This is a genomic window from Saccharopolyspora hordei, from assembly GCF_013410345.1.
GTDB classification, from domain to species: Bacteria; Actinomycetota; Actinomycetes; order Mycobacteriales; family Pseudonocardiaceae; genus Saccharopolyspora; species Saccharopolyspora hordei.
The window spans coordinates 3,798,512-3,823,067 of the sequence record NZ_JACCFJ010000001.1 but is presented as its reverse complement, the minus strand read 5'-3'; the positions used below and the strand labels follow the sequence as shown (position 1 = coordinate 3,823,067).

At 73.9% G+C, this 24,556-nt stretch carries 19 protein-coding genes and 1 pseudogene; 8 read left to right on the top strand and 12 right to left on the bottom strand.

The window, feature by feature from the left end:
* Positions 1–7: 7 nt before the first annotated feature.
* Positions 8–550 (bottom strand): heme-binding beta-barrel domain-containing protein, encoded by a 543-nt coding sequence (locus HNR68_RS17520; protein WP_179722507.1) that lies wholly within the window; start codon positions 548–550, stop codon positions 8–10.
* An 87-nt stretch (positions 551–637) separates the two neighbouring features.
* Here HNR68_RS17520 and HNR68_RS17515 point away from each other — a divergent pair, with 87 nt between their 5' ends.
* A complete protein-coding gene (locus HNR68_RS17515; RefSeq protein WP_179722506.1) occupies positions 638–1,267 on the top strand; it encodes a VOC family protein in 630 nt (209 codons plus the stop codon).
* 264 nt (positions 1,268–1,531) lie between these two features.
* On the opposite strand, the gene HNR68_RS27460 is transcribed toward HNR68_RS17515, so the two are convergent.
* From HNR68_RS27460 to HNR68_RS17490, 5 genes and pseudogenes are all read right to left on the bottom strand, one after another.
* Positions 1,532–3,682, bottom strand: coding sequence for a WD40 repeat domain-containing protein (locus tag HNR68_RS27460; RefSeq protein ID WP_179722504.1), 2,151 nt, complete (start codon positions 3,680–3,682; stop codon positions 1,532–1,534).
* 517 nt (positions 3,683–4,199) lie between these two features.
* Positions 4,200–4,949, bottom strand: a pseudogene (locus tag HNR68_RS27675) (serine/threonine-protein kinase); the annotation flags it as partial.
* A gap of 100 nt (positions 4,950–5,049) precedes the next feature.
* On the bottom strand, positions 5,050–5,724 hold the full coding sequence (locus HNR68_RS17500) for a DUF7019 family protein (protein WP_179722502.1): 675 nt from the start codon (positions 5,722–5,724) through the stop codon (positions 5,050–5,052).
* A gap of 100 nt (positions 5,725–5,824) precedes the next feature.
* A complete protein-coding gene (locus tag HNR68_RS17495; protein ID WP_179722500.1) occupies positions 5,825–6,994 on the bottom strand; it encodes a 4-hydroxybenzoate 3-monooxygenase in 1,170 nt (389 codons plus the stop codon).
* A 136-nt stretch (positions 6,995–7,130) separates the two neighbouring features.
* Positions 7,131–7,919: an IclR family transcriptional regulator gene (locus tag HNR68_RS17490; protein WP_179722498.1), complete on the bottom strand. Its 789-nt coding sequence runs from the start codon at positions 7,917–7,919 to the stop codon at positions 7,131–7,133.
* 248 nt (positions 7,920–8,167) lie between these two features.
* Here HNR68_RS17490 and HNR68_RS17485 point away from each other — a divergent pair, with 248 nt between their 5' ends.
* Both HNR68_RS17485 and HNR68_RS17480 read left to right on the top strand, forming a co-directional pair.
* Positions 8,168–11,290: an arabinosyltransferase domain-containing protein gene (locus HNR68_RS17485; RefSeq protein ID WP_343050207.1), complete on the top strand. Its 3,123-nt coding sequence runs from the start codon at positions 8,168–8,170 to the stop codon at positions 11,288–11,290.
* A 195-nt stretch (positions 11,291–11,485) separates the two neighbouring features.
* Positions 11,486–12,406, top strand: a complete 921-nt coding sequence (locus tag HNR68_RS17480) for an AEC family transporter (RefSeq protein ID WP_179722496.1) — start codon at positions 11,486–11,488, stop codon at positions 12,404–12,406.
* A 115-nt stretch (positions 12,407–12,521) separates the two neighbouring features.
* Here the strand turns inward: HNR68_RS17480 and HNR68_RS17475 are convergent, their stop codons facing one another.
* Positions 12,522–13,037: a lytic polysaccharide monooxygenase auxiliary activity family 9 protein gene (locus HNR68_RS17475; RefSeq protein WP_179722494.1), complete on the bottom strand. Its 516-nt coding sequence runs from the start codon at positions 13,035–13,037 to the stop codon at positions 12,522–12,524.
* A 270-nt stretch (positions 13,038–13,307) separates the two neighbouring features.
* Positions 13,308–15,599, bottom strand: a complete 2,292-nt coding sequence (locus tag HNR68_RS17470; RefSeq protein WP_179722492.1) for a molybdopterin-dependent oxidoreductase — start codon at positions 15,597–15,599, stop codon at positions 13,308–13,310.
* A gap of 352 nt (positions 15,600–15,951) precedes the next feature.
* Here HNR68_RS17470 and HNR68_RS17465 point away from each other — a divergent pair, with 352 nt between their 5' ends.
* Positions 15,952–16,203: a PLD nuclease N-terminal domain-containing protein gene (locus HNR68_RS17465; RefSeq protein WP_179722490.1), complete on the top strand. Its 252-nt coding sequence runs from the start codon at positions 15,952–15,954 to the stop codon at positions 16,201–16,203.
* Between the two features lie 18 nt (positions 16,204–16,221).
* On the opposite strand, the gene HNR68_RS17460 is transcribed toward HNR68_RS17465, so the two are convergent.
* Positions 16,222–17,199: a TIGR03557 family F420-dependent LLM class oxidoreductase gene (locus HNR68_RS17460; protein WP_179722488.1), complete on the bottom strand. Its 978-nt coding sequence runs from the start codon at positions 17,197–17,199 to the stop codon at positions 16,222–16,224.
* A 108-nt stretch (positions 17,200–17,307) separates the two neighbouring features.
* On the opposite strand from HNR68_RS17460, the gene HNR68_RS17455 reads away from it, so the two are divergent.
* The 3 genes from HNR68_RS17455 (at position 17,308) to HNR68_RS17445 (ending at position 19,966) form a co-directional block, all read left to right on the top strand.
* Positions 17,308–17,658 (top strand): DUF8129 domain-containing protein, encoded by a 351-nt coding sequence (locus HNR68_RS17455; protein ID WP_179722486.1) that lies wholly within the window; start codon positions 17,308–17,310, stop codon positions 17,656–17,658.
* Between the two features lie 284 nt (positions 17,659–17,942).
* The gene (locus HNR68_RS17450) at positions 17,943–19,340 is read left to right on the top strand and encodes an MFS transporter (protein WP_179722484.1); all 1,398 of its coding nucleotides are present in this window, start codon (positions 17,943–17,945) and stop codon (positions 19,338–19,340) included.
* A gap of 434 nt (positions 19,341–19,774) precedes the next feature.
* Positions 19,775–19,966 (top strand): ubiquitin-like protein Pup, encoded by a 192-nt coding sequence (locus tag HNR68_RS17445; protein WP_179722482.1) that lies wholly within the window; start codon positions 19,775–19,777, stop codon positions 19,964–19,966.
* 123 nt (positions 19,967–20,089) lie between these two features.
* On the opposite strand, the gene HNR68_RS17440 is transcribed toward HNR68_RS17445, so the two are convergent.
* Together HNR68_RS17440 and HNR68_RS17435 are read right to left on the bottom strand one after the other, a co-directional pair.
* Positions 20,090–20,815 carry an aspartate/glutamate racemase family protein gene (locus tag HNR68_RS17440; RefSeq protein ID WP_179722480.1) on the bottom strand — a complete coding sequence of 242 codons (726 nt, stop codon included), beginning with the start codon at positions 20,813–20,815 and terminating at the stop codon, positions 20,090–20,092.
* A 109-nt stretch (positions 20,816–20,924) separates the two neighbouring features.
* Positions 20,925–22,403, bottom strand: a complete 1,479-nt coding sequence (locus tag HNR68_RS17435; RefSeq protein ID WP_179722478.1) for an NCS1 family nucleobase:cation symporter-1 — start codon at positions 22,401–22,403, stop codon at positions 20,925–20,927.
* Between the two features lie 780 nt (positions 22,404–23,183).
* Between HNR68_RS17435 and HNR68_RS17430 the strand changes: the two genes are divergently transcribed.
* Complete coding sequence (locus tag HNR68_RS17430) at positions 23,184–23,954, top strand: VOC family protein (RefSeq protein WP_343050206.1); 771 nt, start codon at positions 23,184–23,186, stop codon at positions 23,952–23,954.
* Between the two features lie 20 nt (positions 23,955–23,974).
* Here HNR68_RS17430 and HNR68_RS17425 read toward each other — a convergent pair whose 3' ends face one another.
* Positions 23,975–24,544, bottom strand: coding sequence for a dienelactone hydrolase family protein (locus HNR68_RS17425; protein WP_179722474.1), 570 nt, complete (start codon positions 24,542–24,544; stop codon positions 23,975–23,977).
* Positions 24,545–24,556: the final 12 nt, after the last annotated feature.

Sequence of the window (24,556 nt, the reverse complement as noted above, 5' to 3'; positions counted from 1 at the left end):
CCGGCGGTCAGCGGACGCGGTGCAGCCGCGCGGTCACGTGCTGGGTCATCGCCACGCCGACCATGGCGCGGTGCTCGGTGAGCTCGAGGACGTCGTCGGGACCGAGCGCGTAGCTGCGGCGCGCGGCCTGGACGTCCTTCGCGGTCGCGGTGCGGACCACGGAGTCGGTGGCCAGCTCCCAGCGCTGCCCCGTGGTGGTGCCGGAGAACAGCTCCTGGATGCCGGTGCTGTGCGACAGCAGCAGCTCCACGGTCCCGTCGGGCTGCGGGCGCCACCAGCCGAGCTCCCACGCGGCCGGGCGGAGCACCGCGCCGTCGGCGTCGAGCAGCCAGGCCCGCGCCTCGTGGCGCAGGAACGGCCGACCGTCGTGGGCGAGCGTGAGCTGCTGGCCGAAGCGGTACGGCCCGTCGATCGTCGGGTAGTCGACCTCGCCGCTGCCGCGCCACACGCCCACCAGCGCGCTCAGCGGTCGGCACGCCTCGTGCAGCGGCGGCCCGCTGCGCAGGTCCGTGGTGGGGGCGGGAACGGGTGCGCTGTCCGGGGAGCTCATGCGTGGCAGCGTAGGCGGTGCGGGGCAGGTGTGTTGATCTTTCCCCCGTGAGGTGGTGTGATCGTCAGGAGCGCTCGGGAGGTGCCGATGACCAACGTCGAGCCGCGGCTGGACCACCTCGTCTACGGAGTGCCCGACCTGCTCGCCGGAGTGCGGGCGGTCGCGGACCTGCTCGGCGTCGCCCCGGTCCCCGGTGGTCGCCACCCGGACAACGGCACGCAGAACTACCTCGTCGGGCTCGGCGGCCGGGCGTACCTGGAGATCATCGGCCCGGACCCGGCGGCGACCCGGCCGCCGACCGTGTTCGGCCTGGCCACGCTGACCGTCCCGCGCCTGCTGACCTGGGCGATCCGCGCGAACGGTCTGGACCGCGCGGTGTCCGAGGCGCGCGCCGCCGGCCACGACCCGGGGGAGGCCCTGTCGATGTCGCGGCGCACCCCGGACGGGAAGCTGCTGGAGTGGCGGCTCGCCAAGCGCGAACCCAACCCGCGGCACGGCCTCGTGCCGTTCCTCATCGACTGGGGCGGCACGCCGCACCCGGCGGACTCGGACCTGCCGCAGGTCCGGCTGCGCTCGTTGCGCGGCGAGCACCCGGACCCCGAGCCCGTGCGCGCGGACCTGCGGGCGGTCGGCGCGCACCTCGACGTCACGCGTGGGGACGTTCCCGCGCTGCGGGCCGAGATCGACACCTCCACCGGCCGGATCGAGCTGAGCTGACGCCACTGTCCGCAGTGGAGCGCCGCGTGTCACCCGGCGTTGCCACGGGGGCAACGGCGCTGTCATCCAGCGGGCCCACCATCGAGACGGGTCGCACTGCCCGGGGTCCGGGCGTCGGGGAGGAGGGGAGTGCCGTGGTGCGTGCGGTCGGAACGCTGGTCGTCGTCGGTGCGGGTGTGGTCGGGTTCTGGATCGGCTACCTGCTGGACCTCCGGCGCCACTCCGCGGAGAGCGCACCGGACGGGGTCGCCGCCTGAACGGTCCTCAGTGGACATATCGGGGTGGGGACGACGTGGCTCGCGGGGCCGCGAGGTCCCAGTCCAGCTCGCGGACCCGGACCGTCCCGCCCCCGCTCGCGGTCAGCACGAAGCGGCCGTCCGGTGTCATGGCCAGCGCGGTCACGCCCTGCTCGTGGTCGTCCAGGGTGCGCAGGCGGCGCCCGGTCGTGACGTCCCAGACCACGGGCGGTGCCCGGAAACCGGCCGAGACCGCGAAGTCGGCCGTCGCGGTCGTGCGGAGGAAGTGGTGGCGGTCCGTGTCGGTGAGCAGGTCTCCCGTGCCGAACACCCGCACCAGCCGCCCGGACGCCGTGTCCCACAGCCGGATGCCCTCCGCTTCGCCGGTCAGCGCGAGCCGCCCGTCCGCGCTCAGGCACACCGACCGCATGGTGTGCAGGAACTCGGCGTGCAGCATCCGCGACCCGGCGGTGCGCGGGTCCCACAACTGCACCGCCCTGCCCTCGGCCACGGCGACGAGACCGGTCGACGACAGCGCGATGTCGGAGACGGACGACGCGCGCAGCGATCCCCGCTCCCGGCCGGTGCCCAGCTCCCAGACCCGGACCGCGGCGTCGGGGTGCGCGACGACGGCCCGCTCGCCGTCGGCGGTGAAGCGGACGCGCGGCGAGTCGCCGAGCCCCCTGGGTGCGCCGAGGACCCCCAGGCACTCGCCGTCCTCGACGGACCACCAGCGCACCGTGCCGTCCCTGCTGCCGGAGAGGACCTGCCGGCCGTCGGGGCTCAGGCTCACCGACTCCACCAGGTGCTCGTGGCCATGGAACACCCGCGTGCAGGCGCCGGTGGCCACCGACCACGCCCGGACGGTGCCGTCGGCACCGCCGGACACCGCGGTCCGCCCGTCAGCGGAGACGTCGACCGCCTCCACCGCCCCGTCGTGCCCGGCCAGCACCCGGGACGTCCACGCGGCGCGGAGCCCCACCTTGGGGCAGTGCCGGCTCAACGCCCACCACGCGGCCAGGACCCGCGGCTCCCGCTGGTGACCGGAGACGGTCCTGGCCCGGGAGAGCAGGTCGAGGGCCGCGGCGAAGCGCTGGTCCGCCACCGCCCGCTCGGCGTCCGCGACGAGTGACCGGACCCGCTCGCCCAGCCTGGTCAGCTCGGTGTGCGGGCGCGGCCGGGCCAGGCTCGGTGCGGCGCGGTGCTCCGCGGGCAACCGCCACCGCCGCACCGTGCGGTCCTGCCCCGCGGACAGCGCGAACGCGCACTCGGGGTCCAGGACCACGGCGCCGGTCCGGGTGGCGTGGCCCGGGAAGGTCCGCACGCACCGGCCGGTGCCGACGTCCCAGAACCGGACGGTGCCGTCGAAGGCGTCCCCCGAGAGCAGGGAGCGCGCATCCCCGCTCAGCGACAGCGAGTCGGCGGTGTGCCCGGACAGGACGCGGACGCAGCTGCCGTCGGCCAGATCCCAGACCCGGATGGTCCGGTCGTGGCTGCCGGTGGCCGCGAAGCGCCCGTCCGCGGTCACGCAGATCGCGGTCACGTACGACGTGTGGCCGGTGAGGACGTGGTGGCAGGTGTCGCTGACCGGGTCCCACACCACGACGGACTCCGCCCGGCCGCCGACGCCGCCGCTGACCAGCAGCACGTCCCCGCTTGGGCTCGGCCGGACCTGGCGCGCGTGCGCGAGGTGCGGCGGTCGTCCCCGCCGCAGCCGCCGCTCCCGGGTGTCCAGCACGGTGACGGTGCCGTCCGAGCTCGTCCAGCACGCGGTGCGGCCGTCCGGGCGCACCCCGACCCGCGCCAGCTGCGTGCCGGAACCACCGTGCGGCGAGGGGGCTGGGCACCGCAGCGCGCCGCGGCCGTCGGCCAGGTCCCAGAAGCACACCGTGCCCGAGACGTCCAGCGACGCCGCGAACCTCCCGTCCGGGGTGAGGTCGACGGAGCGGACCGCGTCCCGGTGCCCGTCGAGGACCCGCAGGCACCCGCCGGTGCGGACGTCCCACACCCGCACCGCCCCGTCCCACGTCCCGGTCAGCGCCCACCGCCCGTCGGGGGGTGAGGGCGAGCGCGGCGTCGTCGTGGGGCCGCGCGGGGAGGGCGTCCAAGCCCGGAGGCGCCGAGAGCAGGGCCTGGCGGGCGGCCTCCAGCGTGGCCGGGTCCTCGGTGGCGGGGCCACCGGCCGGACCGCCGTCCGGGTACGGCGGCCACGCGATCCGCCACTCGTCGGTGCACCGCGCGTCGGGCAGCTCGTCCACCGCGCGCAGCGTCGCCCGGACGTCCGGTTCCTCGGCCCACTCCGGCGGCAGGCCCTCCAGCAGGGCGCGAGCCGCTGCCAGGTCCCCGCGTTCGGTGTGCACCTGGGCGAGCAGGAAGGTCGCTTCCCACGGCTCGCCCCGGTCCGCCCGGAGCGCCTCGAGCTCGGTGACCAGCTCCACGTCGGTGATGTCGCCCCGCCGCCACCGCTGCAGACCCGCGTTGTAGCGGGCCGGGACGTGCTGGGGGTCGGCGGCGAGCGCTTCCGCCAGCGCCGCCTCGGCGTCCTCGCCCCGGCCGAGGTCCACGAGGGACAGTGCGCGGTTGGTGAACTCGTCGGCGCGCAGCTCCGCCTCCCGGGGAGCCCGGCGCGGGTGCGGCACCCCCACGACGTCCCGGTAGGCCTCGGTCAGGGCGGCGGCGATGTCGGCCATGGACCCCGGTCGCCGCGCGGGGTCCGAGCGCAGGCACTCGGCCAGCAGGTCGGCCACCACCGACGGGATCGGGCCACCGTCGGTCCGGTAGCGCTCCAGCGCCGCACCGGCGTCCGGACCGCTGTCCCAGGTGGCGCCGCCGGTGAACACCTCCAGCACCGACACCGCGTAGCTGTAGACGTCGGTGCGCCGCCCCACGGGGCGGCCCTCCGCCTGCTCCGGCGAGGCGTACCGCGGCGTGCCGCCGCCACCCGGCACCGGGGTGCTCGCGCCGGGCAGCGCGGCGATCCCCTCGCGCACCAGGGCCAGGCCGAAGTCGGTGATCTTGGCGGTGCCGGAGCCGTCGAGGAGCACGTTGTCCGGCTTGACGTCCTGGTGCACCAGGCCCCGGCGGTGCGCGTGCTCGAGCCCCCAGGCCAGCTGGACGGCCAGGTCGAGCTGCCGCGCCAGCACCTCCCGCCGGTCGCCCCGGTGCAGCCGCCCGTCGTCGATCCACCCGCGGAGGCTGCCGCCGGGCGCGTACTCGGCGAACACCCGGGGGACGCCGTCCACCGTGCGCACGTAGTGGCAGGTGCACACGTGCGGGTGGGAGCCGAGCGACACCCACGTCTCCGCTTCGGCGCGGAACAGCTCCCGCGCGGCCTCGTGCCGGACCAGGGCGGACCGCGGGGACTTCACCGCGAGGTCGACGCCCCACCCGAGGTGGCGCACCCGGTGCACCACGCCCATGCCACCGCGGCCGATGACCTCGACCACCTCGTAGCGACCGTCGACCACGTCCCCGACGCGCCACGCCGTCGGTCTCCCGGTGCGCTCCCGCGGGTCCGCCACCGCAGCCTCCACCCCCGCGCCGGGTCTAGTCGGCCAGCGCCACGTAGACCGGTGAACCGAGCAGCACGGACCGGCCGCCGCACGGGCCGGTGTCCCCGCCGGGACACGGTCCGTGCAGCAGCCGCTTGGCGAGGAACTCGACGTTCTGCGCGGGAGCCCGCAGGTCCCGCACGGCTCGGCACACGGTCGTCAGCGCCGCGCGGTCTGAGCGGTCGAGGTCGTCGCCGACCGCGTCGACGACGAGTTCGTCCTCCAGGTCGGAGGTCGCGCCCAACTGGTCGAGCATGGTCGGCGCCAACGACGACGAAGACGGCTGCGACGTGCCGGGCGCCGCGCCCAGCAGGTGCCGGGCGGACCCGCCGAGCCCCACCACGGTCCGGTCGCTCCAGCCGCCCAGGAACACCAGCGAGGGGTCCGCCTCGCCGGGCATCGCGGCCCACCGCATCGGCAGGACACCGCCGAAGAACTGGCCCGGTTCGTCGACCGTCCCGAGGTCACCGAAGTCCTGCAGGTGCCGCACGACCCGGTCGAGCCGGGCGAAGCGGTCGGTCGCCGCCCGGTCGGCGCTGCGCTTGGCCGACACCAGGCGCAGGTCCACGCCGAACTCGGTCGTGCGCGGCGCGGCGAACCTCGGGTCGATCTGCGACAGCAGCATGTCGACCTTGCTGTCGCTGATGTAGAGGTAGTACCGGAACGCCATCGCCACCTCGCAGACCCCACCACGCGCCGCTGCGTGGACCTCCCGCCGAGTATGCCCGCCGCCCCGGGCGGCGGACGGTGGTTCGGCCGAGGAGGACGGCTCAGTCGAACGGCGTGCCGACGTAGTTCTCGGCGAGCAGGGTGCGGCCCGCGCGGGAGCGGGTGACGGTGTCGAGCTCGGCGAGCTGGCGGTGCAGGTCGAACCCGGAGGCACCGGGGATCCGGTGCAGCATCGAGGTCATCCACCAGGAGAAGTGCTGCGCGCGCCACACCCGGGGCAGGGCGGTCTCGGTGTAGGCGTCGAGCCCGCTGCGGTCGCCGGTGGCGAAGAACCGCGCCATCGCGCGGGAGAGCACGTGGACGTCGGCGATCGCGAGGTTCATGCCCTTGGCGCCGGTGGGCGGCACGGTGTGCGCGGCGTCGCCGGCCAGGAACAGGCGGCCGTACTGCATCGGCTCGCACACGAAGCTGCGGAAGTGCAGCACCGACTTGTCGAAGATCGGCCCGTCCTTGATGTCCACGCCCGCCACGCGGGTCCGCAGCTCCGACCAGATCCGGTCGTCGGACCAGTCCTCGACGCTGTCCTGCGGGTCGACCTGCAGGTAGAGCCGCTGGACGGTCTCCGACCGGGTGCTGACCAGCGCGAACCCGTTGGGGTGGTGGGCGTAGACGAGCTCGTCCGACGACCGCGGGGCCTCGGCCAGGATGCCGAACCAGGCGAACGGGTACTGGCGGAAGTGGTCCTGCCGCGGGTTCGGGGCGGGGACCAGGGCGCGGGTGGTGGTCCGCGACCCGTCGCAGCCGGCAACCAGGTCGCACTCGAGCTGCTGCGCCACGCCGTCCTGGGTGAACCGCACGCGGGGCCGGTCGCTGGTGACGTCCTCGACCTGGACGTCGGAGACGCCGAAGCGGATGTCGCCGCCGTCGGCCAGCCGCTGGGCGATCAGGTCCTTGAGCACCTCGTGCTGCGGGTAGATGGTGACCCCGCGGCCACCGGTGAGGTCGGCGAAGTCGATGCGGTGCCCCCGGCCGCCGAACCGCAGCTCGATGCCGTGGTGCACCATCCCGACCTGCTTGACGCGCTCGCCGACCCCCGTCTCGACCATCAGGTCCACGGTGCTCTGCTCCAGCACCCCGGCCCGGATGGTGCCCTCGATCTCCTCACGGGTCCGGATGTCGAGCACGACCGACTCCACGCCGTGCTGGTGCAACAGGTGCGAGAGCATGAGCCCCGCGGGCCCCGCCCCGACGATCCCGACCTGGGTGCGCATCGACCGGTTCCCTCCCTCGGACCTGCTGCGCGCGGTGCACCCCGCTGTGACCGCCGCCGCAGCCTCGCCCACCACGATCAACGCGGGACCCGCGATGGGGAACGGCCCTTTCCGTTCACCGGAAGACGATCTGCGTTCAGGGCTGCTCGAGGTGGGCGGTGGGCGGCAAGGCGCGGGCGTTGGGGGAGCCCAGCGCCCGGGAGAGCCCGCGGGCGGCGGCCCGGACCGCCGGGACCAGCGCCATCGGGTCGGTGCGCTCGGCGGGGACCACGATGGACAGCGCCGCGACCACCGCGTCCGTGCCGTCCTGCACCGGGGCGGCCACCGACAGCGTCGACAGCTCGATCTGCCGGTCGCTGATGGCGAAGCCCTGCCGGCGCACGTCGGAGAGGACCCGGCGCAGCTGCCGCGGGTCGGCGAGGGTCCGCTCGGTGAACCGCTTCAGCGGGCGCGCGAGCACCTCTTCCTGCTCCTCGGGGTCGGCGTGCGCGAGCAGCACCAGTCCGACGCCGGTGGCGTGCAGCGGCAGCCGACCGCCGGGCCGCGACACCACCGGCACCGCATCGCGGCCGGAGATGCGCTCGACGTAGACCACCTCGTCGCCGTCGCGCACCCCGAGATGCACGTTCTGCCGGGTGGCCTCGTAGAGGTCGCCGAGGAACGGCATCGCCACCTCGCGCAGCAGCGTGGCGCGCGGTGCCAGCGTCGCCAGCTCGTAGATCCGTAGCCCGATCCGGTAGCTGCCGTCCGGGGCGCGCTCCAGCGCGCCCCACCCGGTGAGCTCGCCGACCAGCCGGTGGGTGGTGGTCAGGGCCAGGCCGCTGTGTCGGCTGATCGCCGACAGCGTCAACGACGGCCGCTCCGGGGAGAAGGTCTCCAGGATCCGGAACAGCCGGGAGGCCACCGTCGGGCCGCGGTCGGTCATCGCACCCCCGTCCTTCGACCGGGCCATCTCATCACGCCGCGGCCCCGCGTGGCACCACCCGTTGCTCCGTCCGCAGGTTCACCCGGACGCGCCGAGTGCGGGGTCGACCGCGTGGGGTGACGTCGTCGGCTCCGGTTGTGGGCCCGCGCGCGCCGCTCTCTAAGCTCAGTGGGATTGTCCGTCGACGGCGAGGATGAGGTGGCGATCGCGTGGCTCAGCGATCGGGCGTGATCACGCATCGCGCTCGCGTGCCGAGAGCCGCCCGGCGCTGGGCCGTGGTGCTCGGTCTGCTGTCGGCCCTGGCGGCGCTGGCGGTGCCGCTGCTGCCGGTGCGGCACGACATCACCACGCTGACCTGGCCCACCGCGCGGGGCACCGCCCCGGTGTCCGCGCCGCTGGCCACCCACGTGCCGCTGTGGCTGCGGGCCGAGGTCCCGTGCGCGTCCGCGCGCAGCCTCGACGCGCGCACCCACGGCCCCGCCGTGCTGGTCGCGACGAACCCGCCGTCGTCGCAGTACGGCGGGGTGACCGGGCTGAGCCTGCAGGTCGAGGACGGCGAGGTCGCGCTGTGGTCGCGGGGGCGGCACCTCGGCAGCACCGCGGTGCCCGCCGGTGACTGCGCGATCACGGTGCGCGCGGACGAGTCCGGCACCCGGGCCGCCGTCGGCGGCGTCGAGCTGGCCTCGGTCGACGGAGACCGGCGCCCGCAGCTGACCGGGATCTTCTCGCAGCTGGACTCGGCGACCGACGACGTGCGCGGCCTGTCCTTCCAGGCCCGGGTGGACGACCGGTTCGCCAGCTCGCCGAGCCCGCTCAAGGTCGCGGGGCTGGTGCTGGCGGTGGTGGCGTTCCTGGGCTCGGTGGTCGCCCTGAGCCGGCTGGAGGTGCGGGGTCCGCCCGCGGTCCTGCGCTCGGGCTGGTGGCGGCCGACCTCCCGCGACGTGGTGGTCGTCGGGGTGCTCGGCGTGTGGTGGCTGATCGGCGCGATGACCGCCGACGACGGCTACATCCTCACCATGCTGCGCACCGCCGGGGACGCCGGGTACGTGACCAACTACTTCCGCTGGTTCGCCAACCCGGAGTCGCCGTTCGGCTGGTTCTACGAGCTCTACGCGCTGTGGGTGCAGGTGTCGCCGGCGACGCCGTGGGTCCGGGTGCCCGCGCTGGTGCTCGGCGTGCTCAGCTGGCTGCTGATCAGCCGCGGGGTGCTGCCCCGGATGGGGCAGCGGGTCCGGCGCAGCGCCGCCGCGGGCTGGGCCGCTGCGGCGGTGTTCCTGGCGTTCTGGCTGCCGTACAACAACGGCCTGCGCCCCGAGCCGGTGGTCGTGGCGTTCTCACTGCTGTCGCTGTGCGCGGTGGAGCGCGCGGTGGCGACCCGGCGGTTGACCCCGGCCGCGCTGGGGCTGGTGGCCGCGGCGCTGGGCGTGGCGGCGAACCCGCACGGCATGGTCGCGGCGCTGCCGTTCGTGGTGGCCGCCAAGCCGCTGCTGCGGCTGCTGCGGCAGCGGGTGCGCGAGCGCGGCGCCCTGCCGGTGCTGGCGCCGGTCGCCGCGGCCGGGCTGGTGGTGCTCACCGGGGTGTTCTACGACCAGACGCTGCAGTCGGTGCTGGACTCGGTGGCGCTGAAGACGGAGTTCGGCCCGAACGAGTCCTGGTACGAGGAGCTCGTCCGCTACGACAAGCTGTTCGGGCCGTGGCCGGACGGCGCGCTCGCGCGGCGCTTCCCGGTGCTGCTGGTGGTGCTGTGCGCGCTGGCCTGCGGGATGGTGCTGCTGCGCCGGGGCCGCATCCGGGGCGCGGCGCTCGGCCCGAGCCGCCGGCTGCTCGCGGTGGTCGCGCTGTGCTTCGTGGTGCTCGCGGCGACCCCGACCAAGCACACCCACCACTTCGGCGTCCTCGCCGGCGCGGGAGCCGCGGTCGCGGCGCTGACCGCGCTGGCCACCAGCGCCGCGGTGCTGCGCTCGCGCCGCAACCGCGCCGCGTTCTTCGCCGGGCTGATGGTCGTGTGCGCGTTCTCGGTCACCGGGACGAACTCGTGGTGGTACGTCTCGAGCTGGGGCGTGCCCTGGTTCGACCGCCCACCCAGCCTGGACGGCCGGGACCTCAGCGACTGCTTCCTGCTCGCCGCGGTGGTCGCCGGGGTCGTCGCCGTCGTCGAGCACCTGCGCCACGACGAGCGGCCGGTGGCCGCCCGGACCGCGCCGCGGCGGTGGACCCGGCTGGCCGCGGCACCGCTGACGGTCACCTGCGCGGTGCTGCTGACCGGCGAGGTGGCGCTGTACGCGTCGGGGGTCCACCGCGGCGGCTACAGCCTCGGGGCGGACAACGTCGAGCAGCTGGCCGGCCGGAGCTGCGGGCTGTCCGACCACGTCGACATCGAGACCGACCCCCGGCAGGGCGTGCTCGCCGTGGCCGCGGAACAGCCGCGCAGCGCCGATGACCTGGTCACCGGGGTCGCGGAAGGCGCGGACTACCTGTCGGCCACCTCGCGCGGCTTCCACCGCTTCGGCTACCCGCGCACCGAGCACTGGACGCCGCCGTTCGGGTTCGGCGGCGACGACGCGCCGGTGTGGGGCAGCTACGACCGGGACGCCACCGGCACCGGTGAGCTGCGCACCCCCTGGTACGACCTGCCGCCGGAGGCCACCGCGGGGGAGCTGCCGGTGGTGCTGCAGTTCGCGGGGTCGGCGACCGGGGCGAACTCGCTGCGCGTCGAGCTCGGGCGGGACGTCCCGGGCGGCTTCCAGATCATCGGTCGGCGGGACCTGGTGCAGAACAGCGTCACCTGGCGCGACCTGCGGTTCACCGTGGCGGGCGCCACCAAGCTCCGGGTGCTGGCGGCCGACCACAAGGTGGACGAGGGCGGGTGGCTGGCGTTCAGCATCCCGCGGGTGCCGCGGCTGACCACCATGACCGCCGTGGTCGGCGGGGCGCCGACGTTCGTGGAGTGGCCCGCGGCCCTGGTGCACCCGTGCCTGTCCCCGGCGAGCCTGCACCACGGTGTCGTGGAGCTGCCGCGGTTCCGGGTGGCCGGCGGCGGGATGCTGCGCGACATGGGGCAGAGCTGGTCGGGCTCGTCCGGCGGCGGGCCGTTCGGCTGGCTCAACGTGGCCGCCAGCGTGCGGGCGATGCCGAGCTACCTCCGCGGTGACCTGCACCGCGACTGGGGCGTGTTCTACGTGGTGGACGCCTACGAACCGGACGCGCTGCCGGCGAGCGAGGCGGTGGAGGTGCACCGGGAGACGCACTGGGGCACGTGGAGCCCGGGCGCGCTGCCCAAGGCGGTCAAGCTGCCGGGCGGTCCGCCCAGTTCCCACGGCCGCACCGACCTGCGGCCGCTGGAGCCCGCGGAGACCGGGGGCAAGACCTGACCGGCTGTGAGCATCGCCATGCCCGGGACGCCGCGCTGATCGCTTAGGATCGCCAAGCGTACGGGTGGCGCGCACGCGGCGCGACCCCCTGTGGCGAAACCCCCGACCACGGAAGGGATCGATGCTGCGCGCCCGACGAGGAAGCCGCCCGGCGGTCCGCAGTGGACGGTGCGGTGCCGGTCCCGCGGAGGTCCCGTGTCCGGTGTGATCCAGGGCTTCGGCGTCATCGCGGCCATCGTGCTGGTCGGCTACGTGCTCGGCCGCACCGGCGCGCTCGGCAGTGCCGGGCGCGAGGCGCTGACCAAGCTGTCGTTCTACGTCGGCACCCCGGCTCTGCTGCTGAAGATGCTGTCGGAGTCCGACGTCACGGTGCTCTTCTCGATCCCGCTGCTGGTCACGGCGTTGAGCACGTTCGCGGCGGCCGGGCTGTTCGTGCTGGTGGGCGTGCTGCGCCGGTGGAACGTCCGCCGCACCACCATCGGGGCGCTGTGCTCCAGCTACGTCAACGCGGGCAACCTGGGCATCCCGATCGCGGTCTACGTGCTCGGCGACGCCACCCTGGTGGCCCCGGTGATGCTGTTCCAGCTGCTGGTCATGACGCCGATCGGGCTGACCGTCATCGACTACGCGCAGTCCGGCGAGCACGGCTCGGTGTGGACGCGGGTGCTCGCGCCGTTCCGCAACCCGATCGTCATCTGCTCCCTGATCGGGGTCGGGCTCTCGTTGGGCGGCTGGCGGATCCCCGAACCGGTGCTGGAGCCGCTCACGCTGCTGGGCCACCTGTCGGTGCCGACGGTGCTGCTCGCCTTCGGCATCTCGCTGCACGGCAGCGCGCTGCCCGCAGGCGGGGCCGAGCGCGGGCCGGTGCTGCTGTCGGTGGGCTTGAAGTCGGTGGTGCACCCGGTGATCGCGTGGGCGATCGGCGCGGGGCTGTTCGGGCTCGAGGGCGCTTCGCTGTTCGCGGCCGTGGTGATCTCCGCGCTGCCTGCGGCGCAGAACCTCTTCGTGTACGCCTCCCGTTACGACGTGGGCGTGCGCTTGGCCCGCGAGTCGATCCTGCTGTCGACGATCCTGTCCGTGCCGGTGCTGTTCACCGTCACCGCGCTGCTGGGCTGATGCGCCGGGGACCCCGCGGGGGCCGGCCGGCGCCGCCGGTCTCCGCGGGGTCGACGCACCGGACCCTGCCGTCCGGTGCGGTCGGGGGCGTGGCGCGCGTGGCGCGCGAGCCTGGTCAGCCGACGTCGAGGTCGACGCAGGCGTAGAAGGCGTTGGCGGTGTCGGCGATGTTCCACACCGCCAGCAGCTTCTGCTTGCCGGTGACGCCGCCGAGGTCGACGGTGTGCGACACCGAGTTCGGGGGCTTGGCGCCGCCGTCGTCGAAGACCGCGACCCGGTTGCCACCGATGAAGTACTCCCAGGTGCTGGTGGCGTGCGGGGCGGTGAGCGTCCAGTTGAACGTCACCGAGCTGCCGACCTTCGTGGCCGTCCAGCCCTTGCTGTCGTCGTCGAGTTCGGCGAACCGGGAGTTGCCGCCGCTGCAGCTGGTCAGGCCCTTGGGGCCTTCGACGCTCTGCGGCTCGTACTTGATGTCGCCGCAGGACACCGTGCCCGCGGCGCACTGCGCCTGGCGGCTCGGTGGTGAGTCGATGTAGCCGTGCGCGTTGGCGGTTGCGGTGGGGATGGCCACCAGGAAGGGCGTGATCGCCGCGCCGACCGCTGCTGCGGCGAGCTTGCGCTTCGATGTCATGGTCGACTCCCTTGTCGATCCGGCCTGGACCGGCCAGGCCGAGCGAGCCCCCCGGAAGTGGCGGTCTGGGAACCTCCTGGTGCGGCGGCGTGGTCGGCGACCGCCGGTCGACCCGCCTCCCGCCAGGAGTGGTCTGGACCATAATGAGCGGCGTGAAACCCGGTCAAGACGCCCGGAACGACCTCACCGCAACGGACCAGGACCACTCGGCGAAGTGGTCAGCACCAGCGGCCCGTGCTGGCGCGCGACCGTGAAAACCGGGCCGTGCCCTCACCTTTCGGCCAGCGGTGGTGGTTCGCCGGTGCGCACCGGAGGGACCGGACCGTCGTAGCGCTCGACCTCGACGTGCGCGTGCTGCCCGGCGCACCCCTGGGACAGGCGGGAGGCGGGCACGTCGGCGGTGAGCACGTTGGGATTGCCGTGCGCGCACAACGACTCCCCGGGGCGGACCGGGTCGGGTTGCGGGTCGAACCACGCCCCGGTGGCCAGCACGACGACACCGGGCCGGACGTCCTCGCTGACCCGCGCCCCCGCCAGGCAGGCGCCGAGGTGGTTGGACACGCGGACGACGTCGCCGTCGGAGATGCCGCGCTCGGCGGCGTCCCGCGGGTGGATGCGCAGCGGTTCGCGCCCGGCGACCTTGGCGCGCCGGCTGACCGCCCCCACGTCGCCCTGCCCGTGCAAGCGGGTCGCCGGCTGGTTGGCGATGAGGTGCAGCGGTCCGCCGCGCCGCTGCCGCGCGGGCAGCCACACCGGGTGGCCGGGGCAGTCCGGGTAGCCGAAGGAGTCGATCTCCGCGGAGAACAGCTCGATCCGGCCGCTGGGCGTGCGCAGCGGGTTGGCCTGCGGGTCCGCCCGGAACGGGGCGAGCGGTGATGGGTGGGACACCCGCGGCAACCGCAGCTCCCCGGCCGCCCAGAACTCGTCGAACGGCGGGACGTCGTGGCCCTGCGCGGCCAGGCCGCCGCGCCACCGCTCGTACATGTGCACCAGCCACTCGCGGGGCGAGCGGCCCTCGGTGAACTCGCGGTGCGTGCCCAGCCGCCGGGCGAGCCCGGCCAGGATGGCGTGGTCGTCGCGGGCCTCGCCGTACGGCTCGAGCACCTGGTGCATCGCGATGAGGTGGCTGTCGCGGAAGCCGCCGCCGATGTCCTCCCGCTCCAGCGGGACCGTCGCCGGCAGCACCACGTCGGCGTGCCGCGCCGTCGCCGTCCAGTGCGTCTCGTGCACCACGACGGTGTCCGGGCGGCCGAACGCCCGGCGCAACCGGTTGAGGTCCTGGTGGTGGTGGAACGGGTTGCCGCCCGCCCAGTGCACCAGCCGGACGTCGGGGTAGGTCAGGCGCTGCCCGTCGTAGTCGTACTGCCGGCCGGGGTGGAGCAGCAGGTCGGCGATGCGGGCCACCGGGATGAACGTCGACACCGGGTTCTGCCCCATCGGCAGGGTCGGCGGCTGCAGCAGCGGACCGTCGTCGCCGATGTCGGCCATCGAGCCGTAGCCGTGCCCGAAACCGCCGCCGGGCAGCCCGATCTGGCCGAGCATCGCGGCCAGCGCCAAGCCCGCCCACACCGGTTGCTCGCCGTGCTCGGTGCGCTGCAGCGACCAGGAGACCGTGATGAGCGTGCGCCCGGCGGCCATCCGCTCGGCGAGGGCCCGCACGTCGGCGGCGTCCACGCCGCAGATCCCGGCAGCCCACTCGGCGGTCTTCGCGGTGCCGTCCGGCTTGCCGAGCAGGTAGTCGGCGAACACCTCGAACCCGGTGCAGCAGCGCTCCAGGAACTCCCGGTCGTGCAGGCCGCTGGTGAGCAGGGTGTGGGCCAGGCCGAGCTGCAGGGCCACGTCGGTGCCGGGCGCGACGGGCCACCACGCGGAGCGGGAGCCGGTCGGGACGTCGTCGGCGAGCGGGCTGATCACCACCAGCTCGGTCCCCAGGTCGCGCAGCGCGGCGGCGCTGGTGTGGCGGGTGACCCCGCCGGGGGCGATCGAGAGGTTCTTGCGGGGCAGCCCGCCGAAGGCCACCAGGAGGTCGGTGTGCTCGCGGATGGTCTGCCAGCTGTCGGCGTGCGCGAACAGCACGCCGCTGCTGCCGACCAGGTGCGGCAGCAGCACCTGGGAGGTGCCGACGCTGTAGTTGCCGCGCGAGGAGGTGTAGCCGCCGATGGTGTTGTGGAACCGGTGGAGCTGGCTCTGCGCGTGGTGGAACCGGCCGGCACTGGACCAGCCGTAGGAGCCGCCGAAGATCGCCTCGTTGCCGTGCTCGCGGCGGGTGCGGTCCAGCTCCTCGGCGACCAGGTCCAGTGCGGTGTCCCAGGAGACCTCCACGAACTCCTCGGTGCCGCGCCGGTCGGTCGGGCCGGGCCCGCCCTCCAGCCAGCCGCGGCGGATCGCGGGCCGCCGGACGCGCGTGCGGTGCCGGACGGTGTCCGGCAGGTTGTCCAGCAGCGGCGACGGTGCGGGGTCGGCGGGGTGCGGCGCGACGTGGAGGGTGCCGTCGGCGTCGGTCGTGGCGCGGAACGCGCCCCAGTGCGAGCTGCTCGGCAGCCAGGTCCGTTCGGTGGTCATGCGCTCCTCCTGCCGCCCGGCCGTGCCCCCCGCACCATAACCCGAGGTCAGGGCCCCGGGGCGGGCGGGGGAGCGGCGTGCTCCGACGTCCCCGCCCGGTGGTCGCCGGTGCGGTCACGCCGAGCGGACCGGGCGTCCGGAGCCGCGCGAGACCTGGTCCACTGTGGATCGGTTCCGGGTGCGTACGACCTGAGGTCGATGCGGCGTACGACTCGTGGACCACCGCGGAACCAGCGCGGCGGATGACGCCCGCGCACGCGCCGCGTCGCTAGCGTCGTGCTCGACGGTGGTCGTGGGGCTGCCACGACCGAGGACGACTCGCGCCGCGGGCGCGGACAGGAGAGCACAGAACATGCACGCATGGGTCCAGCAGGCTTCCCTCGCCGTCGGGGACGAGATCGCCGTCCCCGTCCTCGCCGCACTGGTGGTCCTCCCGCTGGTCGCCTACCTGGCGCTGCTCATCGGCGCGGTCATCAGCATCCTCGGCTCGCCGCAGACCTTCGGCATGAAGGTCGTCTGGATCGTGTTCGTGTGCGTCGCGCCGTTCCTGGGCAGCGCGCTGTGGTTCCTGGTCGGCCGGGCGAACGCCCGCAGGACCGCGTGAACCGTCCGAAGTGGAGCGTCAGGGCGCGGCGTCGCGCAACGCGGGCAGCAGTTCGCGCTGCGCGAAGTCGAAGAAGCCCTGCCGGTCGGCGTCCACGTCGATCTGCACGACCGCGAGGTCGGTGAAGCCGGCCTTCCAGAACTCCGCCGCGGCGTCGACGATCGGCGCCACCTCGGGCCCGCAGGGGATCGAGGCCGTGATGTCGTCGGTGCGCACGAACTGGGTCGCCGCGGCGAACGCGGCCGGGCCGGGCAGTTCCGCGTTGACCTTCCACCCGCCGGCGAACCACCGGAACTGCTGCCAGGCCCGCTCGACCGCGGCGTCCCGGTCGGTCGACCAGGCGATCGGCAGCTGCCCGATCTTGCGCGCCTCCCCACCGCCCGCGGCGCGGTCCCAGCCCTGGCAGAGCTCGCTGCGGGGCTCCACCGCGATCATCGCGTCGGACAGCCCGGCGAACAGCTCGACGGACTGCGCGCCGGACACGGCGGTGGCCACCGGGACGCGCCGCGCCGGCAGGTCCCACAGCTTCGCCGAGTCGACCCGGTAGTGCCGCCCGACGTGGTTGACGTGCCCGCCGTCGAAGAGCGCGCCGATGATGTGCAGGGCCTCGACGAGCATCTCGTGCCGCACGTTGACCGGTGGCCACCCGCGGCCGACGACGTGCTCGTTGAGGTTCTCCCCGGCGCCGACGCCCAGCACGAACCGGTCCCCGGACAGCAGGCCGACGGTGGCGGCCTTCTGCGCGACGACCGCCGGGTGGTAGCGCATGATCGGCGCGGTGACGAAGGTCATCAGCTCGACCCGCTCGGTGACCTGCGTGACCGCGCCGAGCACGCTCCAGGCGTACGGCGCGTGCCCCTGCTCCACCAGCCAGGGGAAGTAGTGGTCGCTCATCACCTCGAAGTCGAAGCCCGCCCGCTCGGCCGCTGCGGCCTGCGCCACCAGCTCGCGGGGTCCGGACTGCTCGGTCAGCAGCGTGCACCCGAATCGGACCATGGCCCCAGGCTGGCACGCGTCCCGGGCGCTCGCCCGTCGGCCGGCGCGGGCATGGTCTCCCGCGGCGCGGGGAATGCCGTGGGGCGGCCCACCTACCCAGGAGGCGAGATGTCCCCCCAGGAACTCCCCATCATCGACTACGACACCGTCCCGGTCGGGTCGCTGCAGCACCGGATCCGGTCGCTCAGCGCGGAGGAGATCGAGCAGCTGCTGGACCACGAACGCACGCACAACGACCGGGTGCAGGTGTGCGAGGTCCTGGAGAACCGGCTCGACGAGCTGCGCGCGGGCGCCGAACCTTCCGGCGGGACGCAGGACACCGGGCCGGTGGAGGCCGAGAACACCCCGGCCGGCTCACCGGTCGGCCCCGGCGGCTCGCCCGAGCCGATGCACCCGCCTCGGCACGGGATGGTCGGCCAGCCCGGGAGGCCCCGGGCCGACCGACCGCGCCAGCAGTGAGCGCCGCGCTCTGACCGGCGGCGCTCCGGCGTGTCGGGTGGTGTCCGCGAACCCGTGTGCGGCGACGGGTCGTGGCCTGCCCTGCGCCTCCGAAACCCGCGCAGCTTTCGGCGGACTCGCGGGAAGCGCGGTCGTCGCACGTGGCCCCACGGGACCTCCTGTCCAGGCCTCGACCCACACCGTTTTGACCTCGCGCCAGCGGGTAACCGCTGGCGTGCTCGTCGGAAGACGCGCCTCGGCGCTGCGCCGAGGCGGGTGTGGCCGGTGTGACGGGAGTGGGTTCGATGGTGGGGAAGCGTCACCGGGACCGGGACCCCGCGTCCGAAGCGACCATTGTGGACGAACGCCAGGTCAGACGTGCGGTCGCCGCCGCCGCGATCGGCAACACCATGGAGTGGTTCGACTTCGGCGTCTACAGCTACGCCGCCGTGGTGATCAGCCAGGTGTTCTTCCCCGCCGCGAACCCGACCGCGCAACTGCTGTCCACCTTCGCCACCTTCGCGGTGGCGTTCTTGGTGCGGCCGCTGGGCGGGTTCTTCTTCGGCCCGCTGGGCGACCGCATCGGACGGCGCACGGTGCTGGCCACCACGATGGTGACGATGGCGCTGGGCACGCTGTCGATCGGGCTGATCCCCAGCTACGCGACCATCGGCGTCTGGGCACCGGTGCTGCTGCTGGTGGCGCGGCTGGTGCAGGGGTTCTCCACCGGTGGGGAGTACGGCGGGGCGGCCACCTTCGTCGCGGAGTACTCGCCCGACCGGCGTCGCGGTTTCATGGCCTCCTGGCTGGAGTTCGGCACCCTGACCGGCTACTCGCTGGGCGCGGCGCTGGTCACCGTGCTGACCGTGACGATGTCGCAGGACGACCTGCTCACCTGGGGCTGGCGGATCCCGTTCCTGGTCGCCGGACCGCTCGGCATCATCGGCCTGTACCTGCGGTTCCGGCTCGAGGAGAGCCCGGCGTACCAGGACAGCTCCGAGCAGGGGGAGCCGCGGGCCGCGGTGCGCAGCTTCCGCACGATCTTCCGCGGCCACTGGCGCCCGATGCTCAAGTGCATCGGGCTCGTGCTGGTGTTCAACGTGACCAACTACATGCTCACCGCCTACATGCCGACCTACCTGACGGCGGTGATCGGGTTCCCGCACACCGCCGCGCTGGCCATGGTGCTGGTGACGATGCTGCTGGTGATGGGCCTGATCGTGGTGCTGGGGCACTACTCCGACCGCTTCGGGCGGCTGCCGATCGCGGGGGTGGGCAGCGTGGCCCTCATCCTGCTGTCCTTCCCGGCCTTCCTGCTGATCGGCCTGGGCACCACCGCCGCGGTGGTCGGCGGCCTGCTGGTGATCGGGCTGTCGCTGATCTGCTTCAGCGGCACCATGCCCGCGACGCTGCCCGCGCTGTTCCCCACCGAGATCCGCTACGGCGCGGTGTCGGTGGGGTTCAACATCTCGGTGGCGCTGTTCGGCGGCACCACGCCGCTGATCGCGGAGGCGCTGGTGGCGGCCACCGGGATGCCGACGGTGCCGGCGTTGCTGCTGGTCGTCGCGGGCGTGGTGGGCCTGCTGGCGGTGTGGGCCACCCGTGAGCCGGCCGGGCGCGCGCTGCCCGGGGCGAAGCCCACCGCCACCGACCGGCAGGAGGCCCGCGAGCGCGTCGAGGAAGAGCGCGAACGCGAAGCCTGAACGCGTCGGTCCCCGGCGTCGTGGGTGGCCGCTGGGCGGCCCGAGGATGTGCCGCCCGGGGCCGCAGCCGACCACCGGCCGCGGTGGTCGCCGTCGTGCGGTGACCACCGCGGCCGTCTGCGCACCGCTCGGTCGCCTCCGGGGCCAGGACGGGTGGTCACCGGGTGACCGCCGTCCCCGCCCGCTCCCGTCAGTCGTAGCCGCGGGTGATCACGTCGTCGTCCTCCGGCTCCCCAGGCTGCGGGGCGTCATCCGAGCTCGCGGTTTCCTCGTGCGGATCCACTGGGACCATCCCCCACCGGTTCGAGGCCGAACGTTGTGCCTCAGCGGTACCCGGCGGCGGCGGAGTCGAAAACGTCTCGGAGGTCCCGGATTCTCCTGGCGGGGCGCCGGGTACAGGGGTGGAGGACGACGTTCCGACCAGGGAGAGCGTGATGCGACAGGAGAAGAACCGCCAGCGGCCGGCCGAGGAGGACGCTCCGCCCGAGGAGCCGGTGCCGACCGGGACCGAGCGGCGGGAGAAGCTGAGCGACGACACCGAGGCCACCCTGGACGAGATCGACGACATCCTGGAGGAGAACGCGGAGGACTTCGTCCGCTCGTACGTGCAGAAGGGCGGTCAGTAGCCGTGCGGGCGGCGCCGTGGGCCGGCCCGGGTGCCCGCAGGGGCGGAGCGCTGACGGACCCGATGACCCGATCGCTCCACTGTGGACGACGGGTGCGGGTCCGTCCGCGCCGCCGCCACGGGGTCAGGCCGGCTTCGGCGGCCAGTTGACCAGCTTCTTCGGGCGCGGCGTGGCGTAGGTGCGCACCTTCGACGTGGTCAGCCCCAGCCGGACGAGCGATTCCGCGACGGTGACCGCGGCGCTCACGCCGTCCACCACCGGGACGCCGGTGCGCTCGACCACCCGTTCGGCGAGGCCCGACATGCCTCCGCAGCCCAGGCAGACGACCTCGGCGCGGTCCTCCTCCACCGCGCGCACCGCCTGCTCGGCGATGGCCTCCACCGCCGCGGCCGGTTCGCGCTCGAGGTCCAGCACCGCCATGCCGCTGGCGCGCACGGAGGCGCACCGCGCGCTGAGCCCGGCGACGTGCAGCCGCTCCTCGATCAGCGGCACCGTGCGGTCCAGGCTCGTCACCACCGAGTAGGTGCGGCCCAGGAACTGGGCGGTGCTCGCGGAGGCCTCGGTGATGTCGACGACCGGCACGTCCACGAGCTCCTGCAACCCCTCCCGGCCGTGCTCGCCGTAGCCGGCCTGGATGACGGCGTCGAACGGTTCCCGGTAGGCCCGCACCGTCTCCATGACCGCGACCGCGGCGAGGTAGCTCTCGTAGTTGCCCTCCACGGACTCCGCGCCGAAGGCCGGGGTGAGCGGGACGATCTCGGTGCCGGGAGACGCCGCACCGGCGGCCTGGGCACCGATGGCCTCGGTGATGGTGGCGGTGGTGTTGACGTTCACGACCAGGATGCGCATCGTTGCCTTTCTTCCAGGGGAGGACTCGTCGCCGAGCGGGGAACGCGGCCCCGAGGGAGATCGCACGTCCGATCCCCATCGGGATCGTGGGCACCGGGCGGGGCAGGGGTCACTGTGCGGCCACGGCGATCGACTCGCCGTCGACGTCGGTGGCCACGACCGAGCGGTCGGCGACCACGGCGTAGATCACCGCACCGAGGATCGCGCCGATGAACCAGGAGAACCCGGCGACCGCGCTGAACACCGGCACCAGCGCCACCACGACGGAGATCGCCGCAGCGGGCAGGAACGCCCAGATCGCCCGCGGGTTGTACCCGCGCCGGTAGTGGTAGTCCCCGTGCACGTCCTCGCTGTACAGCGCCGGGACGTTGACCCGGGCCTTCCGGACGAGCCAGTAGTCGGCCATGATCACGCCGAACAGCGGGCCGAGCAGCGCGCCGAGACCGCCCAGGAAGTAGTTCACCACGACCGGGCTGTTGTAGAGGTTCCACGGCAGGATGACCAGGCCGATGAGGGCGCTCACCACCGCGGCCCGGCGGAAGTCCAGCTGCCGCGGGAACAGGTTGACCAGCACGTAGATCGGCGCCACGAAGTTGGCCAGCAGGTTCACCGCGATGGTCAGCACGATCAGCGCGATCGAGGCGGCGGCCAGCAGCACCACGTTCGGGATGGTCTGCACGATGTCGGTCGGACTGGTGATCACCGTGCCGTCGAGCTTGAACTGCGCTCCGCTGAGCACCACCACGATGCCGGCGAAGAACAGCATGTTCACCGGGATCCCGACCAGGTTGCCGCGGATGATCGACGCCCGGCTCTTGGCGGAGCGGGTGAAGTCGCAGAAGTTGAGCACGAACGTCCCGTAGATGACCACCCACAGCGCGGCGGCCTGCACGATTTGCAGCCACATCTCACCGCCGGTGAACGGCTGGGCGGTGGACAGCGCGATCGAGCCGCCGGCGCGGACGAACATCCAGACCGCCAGCGCGCACATGGTGATCAGGATGGTCGGCGCGGCCACCGCCATGTACTTGCGGATCACGTGCATGCCGTAGCTGGCGATGAGGACCTGCACCACCCACAGCGCCAGGAAGGTGATCCAGCCGAGCAGCGGCAGCCCGAGCGCGGACTGCTCCTCCAGCGGCTGCAGCGACGGGAACAGCGCCACCAGCAGGGTGCTCAGCACCTCGGAGGCGAGGTAGGTCTGGATGCCGAACCAGGCGATGGCGACCACGCCGCGGACCGCGGCCGGGATCTGCGCGCCCTTGGTGCCGAACGCGATCCGGCTCATGACCGGGAACGGCACGCCGGTCTTGTGCCCCATGTACCCGGACAGCGTCAGCAGCAGGAACAGCAGCACCGAGGCGAGGAGGAAGGCGGCCAGGATGCCCCACACGTTCAGCCCGAGCGCGAACAGGCCGATGGCGAAGGCGTAGTTGCCGAGGCTGTGCACGTCGTTGCCCCAGAGCGTGAAGACGTTGTAGGCGCCCCAGCGACGCCCCTCCTTCTTCGTGGGCGCGAGGTCGTAGGTGTAGAGCCGGGAGCTCGTGGCGGAGGTGTCCACGGTGGACCCGTTGTCCGTGGCGGTCATCTGGCCTCCAGGCGTCCTGTGCGCGGCTGTCGGCTCCTCGTGCCGGGCGTCCGGCGTGGGGTGCTGCGGGAGCGGGCGTCCCCGGGGCGAGCAGTGCGGTGCCGGGTGCTCGGCGAGGACGGGGTGCGCTCCGGTGGCTGCGTGCGACCGGCTCCGCCGCAGGGGGTGGTGCGGAGTCGCCGGGCCGACAGCGCGGAACAGGGTTTTCGTTATGCGGAAGTATACGTTTGTGGTTCGAAAACGCTAAACCGCTTCTCCGGGGCCGTCAAGGCTCTCCCCGGAGCTTCGTGGGGCCGGGGTGGGCGAGAGGTGCGGCGCACAGGGGGCGGCCCATCGCATGGTGGACGCCGTCCGGCGGGGGTGTCCACCCCCCAGGGCGATGGCACCGCACCGGCCTGAGCGGCGACGACGTCGGGTGTTGCCGTCACGGCCGGGGTGCTCCGCGCGGTCCCGGTCGTCGCCTCCCGGCTCTGGTGCGGTGTCTCGGCCCACGAGCCGTTCCTGATCGGTGCAGGCCTCTCCGGCGCCGACGTGCCGGCTGTCCGATGTGGACCCGCCGGAGCGGTTCGGCGGGTTCGTCCGGTTCGCCCCTGGACGTGGTGCTCTGTCCAGGTGGTCGTCCCGGCAGTGGAAGCCGATGGCGGATTCCCGCGCCGGGGGCGCGGCCGCACAATGGGAACCGGCGAGTGATCTTGGCAGAGGCACTGGGGGCGAGACATGTCCGTCGGGGGAGGGGCGCGCGGGGACGTCCCGAACGGAACACCCTGCTGGATCGAGCTGGTGACCACCGACGTGCCGGTGGCCTGCGACTTCTACGGCGCGCTGTTCGGCTGGGAGTTCGAACGGCACGACGACCCGCGGGAGGGCGCGCACGTCATCGCCCACCGGGACGGGTACCCGGTGGCCAGCGTCCGCGAGTCGGCGGACGGCCGATCGCGGTGGCGGCTGTTCCTGGCGACCGAGGACTGCGCGGCCACCGCGGCCGAAGCGGGGAAGCTCGGCGGTGTGATCACCGTGCCCCGGAGCCGGGTGCCGGGCCTGGGCGTGAAGCTGGTGCTGGTCAGCCCGTCCGACGACGAGTTCGGCCTGCTGGAACCGGACCCGGCGTGGCAGTTCGACGTCGGCCTGCCGGGCACCCTGGTGTGGGCGGAGCTGGTGACCATCAAGGCGCAGGCCGCGGACCAGTTCTACGGCGGGCTCTTCGGCTACACCAGCGAGCAGTTCGGCACCGAACACGTGTCCGACTACGAGGTCTGGTACCTGGGCGCGGACTCGGTGCTCGCCCGCGTCTGCATGATCCGCGGCCACATCAGCCCGGGCGCGCACGCGCACTGGCTGCTCTACCTCGGGGTGGACGAGGAGGTCGGCACCGACGAGATGGTGCGGACGGCGGTGGCCCACCACGGCCGGATCCGCGTGGACCCGCACGACTCCAGCCTCGGCCGCGTCGCGGTCCTGCGCGACCCGCTGGGCGCGCGCTTCGCCCTCGTCGACCCCTCCCAGGCCACCGACTACGGCTCATCGGGCAACGACGACCCGTACGACGACTGACCCGCGAGCCGCCGGGGCGGTCAGAGCGAGTCGAGGAAGCCGAGTGCGGTGGTCCAGGTCGCCCGGGCGGCCTCGGCGTCGTGGTCCGGCAGGTCCGGGTCGGTGTAGAGGTGCCCGGCGCCGGGGTAGCGGTAGACCTCGACGTCCGCGCCGGCGCGCCGCATCTGCAGGTACCAGGAGTTGAGCCAGTCCTCGGACTCGAACGGGTCCGGCTCGGCGACGTGCAGCTGCACGGGCAGGTCGTCGACGGTGGCACCCTGCGCGATGTCCGAGGTGCCGTGCAACAGCAGCAGTCCCCGGGCCTTCTCGTCGGCCAGCGCGAGGTTCTGCGCCAGTGCCGCGCCCAGGGAGAAGCCGGCGTACACCAGGCCCCGCTCGCTGAGCGGGGCGGCGGCCTGCACCGCCCGGCGCAGCAGCTCGTCGCGCCCGATCTCCTCGTTGATGCGCATGCCGTCCTCGACGGTCTCCGCGGTGCGCCCGCCGAACAGGTCCGGCACGTGCACCTCGTGGCCGGCGTCGCGCAGCAGGTCGGCGGCGGCGTGCACCGCGGGTCGCAGCCCGAACGTGGAGTGAAGCAGCAGGATGTCCACGCCTCCATCCAA

What these genes read in the sequence shown, in the direction of transcription:
- HNR68_RS17440 (WP_179722480.1), bottom strand. Translation starts at nt 20,815, where the DNA reads ATGCGCATCCTGGTCGTGAACGTCAACACCACCGCCACCATCACCGAG.
- HNR68_RS17475 (WP_179722494.1), bottom strand. Translation starts at nt 13,037, where the DNA reads ATGACATCGAAGCGCAAGCTCGCCGCAGCAGCGGTCGGCGCGGCGATC.
- HNR68_RS17445 (WP_179722482.1), top strand. Translation starts at nt 19,775, where the DNA reads ATGCGACAGGAGAAGAACCGCCAGCGGCCGGCCGAGGAGGACGCTCCG.
- HNR68_RS17435 (WP_179722478.1), bottom strand. Translation starts at nt 22,403, where the DNA reads ATGACCGCCACGGACAACGGGTCCACCGTGGACACCTCCGCCACGAGC.
- HNR68_RS17455 (WP_179722486.1), top strand. Translation starts at nt 17,308, where the DNA reads ATGTCCCCCCAGGAACTCCCCATCATCGACTACGACACCGTCCCGGTC.
- HNR68_RS17500 (WP_179722502.1), bottom strand. Translation starts at nt 5,724, where the DNA reads ATGGCGTTCCGGTACTACCTCTACATCAGCGACAGCAAGGTCGACATG.
- HNR68_RS17450 (WP_179722484.1), top strand. Translation starts at nt 17,943, where the DNA reads ATGGTGGGGAAGCGTCACCGGGACCGGGACCCCGCGTCCGAAGCGACC.
- HNR68_RS17460 (WP_179722488.1), bottom strand. Translation starts at nt 17,199, where the DNA reads ATGGTCCGATTCGGGTGCACGCTGCTGACCGAGCAGTCCGGACCCCGC.
- HNR68_RS17465 (WP_179722490.1), top strand. Translation starts at nt 15,952, where the DNA reads ATGCACGCATGGGTCCAGCAGGCTTCCCTCGCCGTCGGGGACGAGATC.
- HNR68_RS17495 (WP_179722500.1), bottom strand. Translation starts at nt 6,994, where the DNA reads ATGCGCACCCAGGTCGGGATCGTCGGGGCGGGGCCCGCGGGGCTCATG.
- HNR68_RS17520 (WP_179722507.1), bottom strand. Translation starts at nt 550, where the DNA reads ATGAGCTCCCCGGACAGCGCACCCGTTCCCGCCCCCACCACGGACCTG.
- HNR68_RS17515 (WP_179722506.1), top strand. Translation starts at nt 638, where the DNA reads ATGACCAACGTCGAGCCGCGGCTGGACCACCTCGTCTACGGAGTGCCC.
- HNR68_RS17490 (WP_179722498.1), bottom strand. Translation starts at nt 7,919, where the DNA reads ATGACCGACCGCGGCCCGACGGTGGCCTCCCGGCTGTTCCGGATCCTG.
- HNR68_RS17470 (WP_179722492.1), bottom strand. Translation starts at nt 15,599, where the DNA reads ATGACCACCGAACGGACCTGGCTGCCGAGCAGCTCGCACTGGGGCGCG.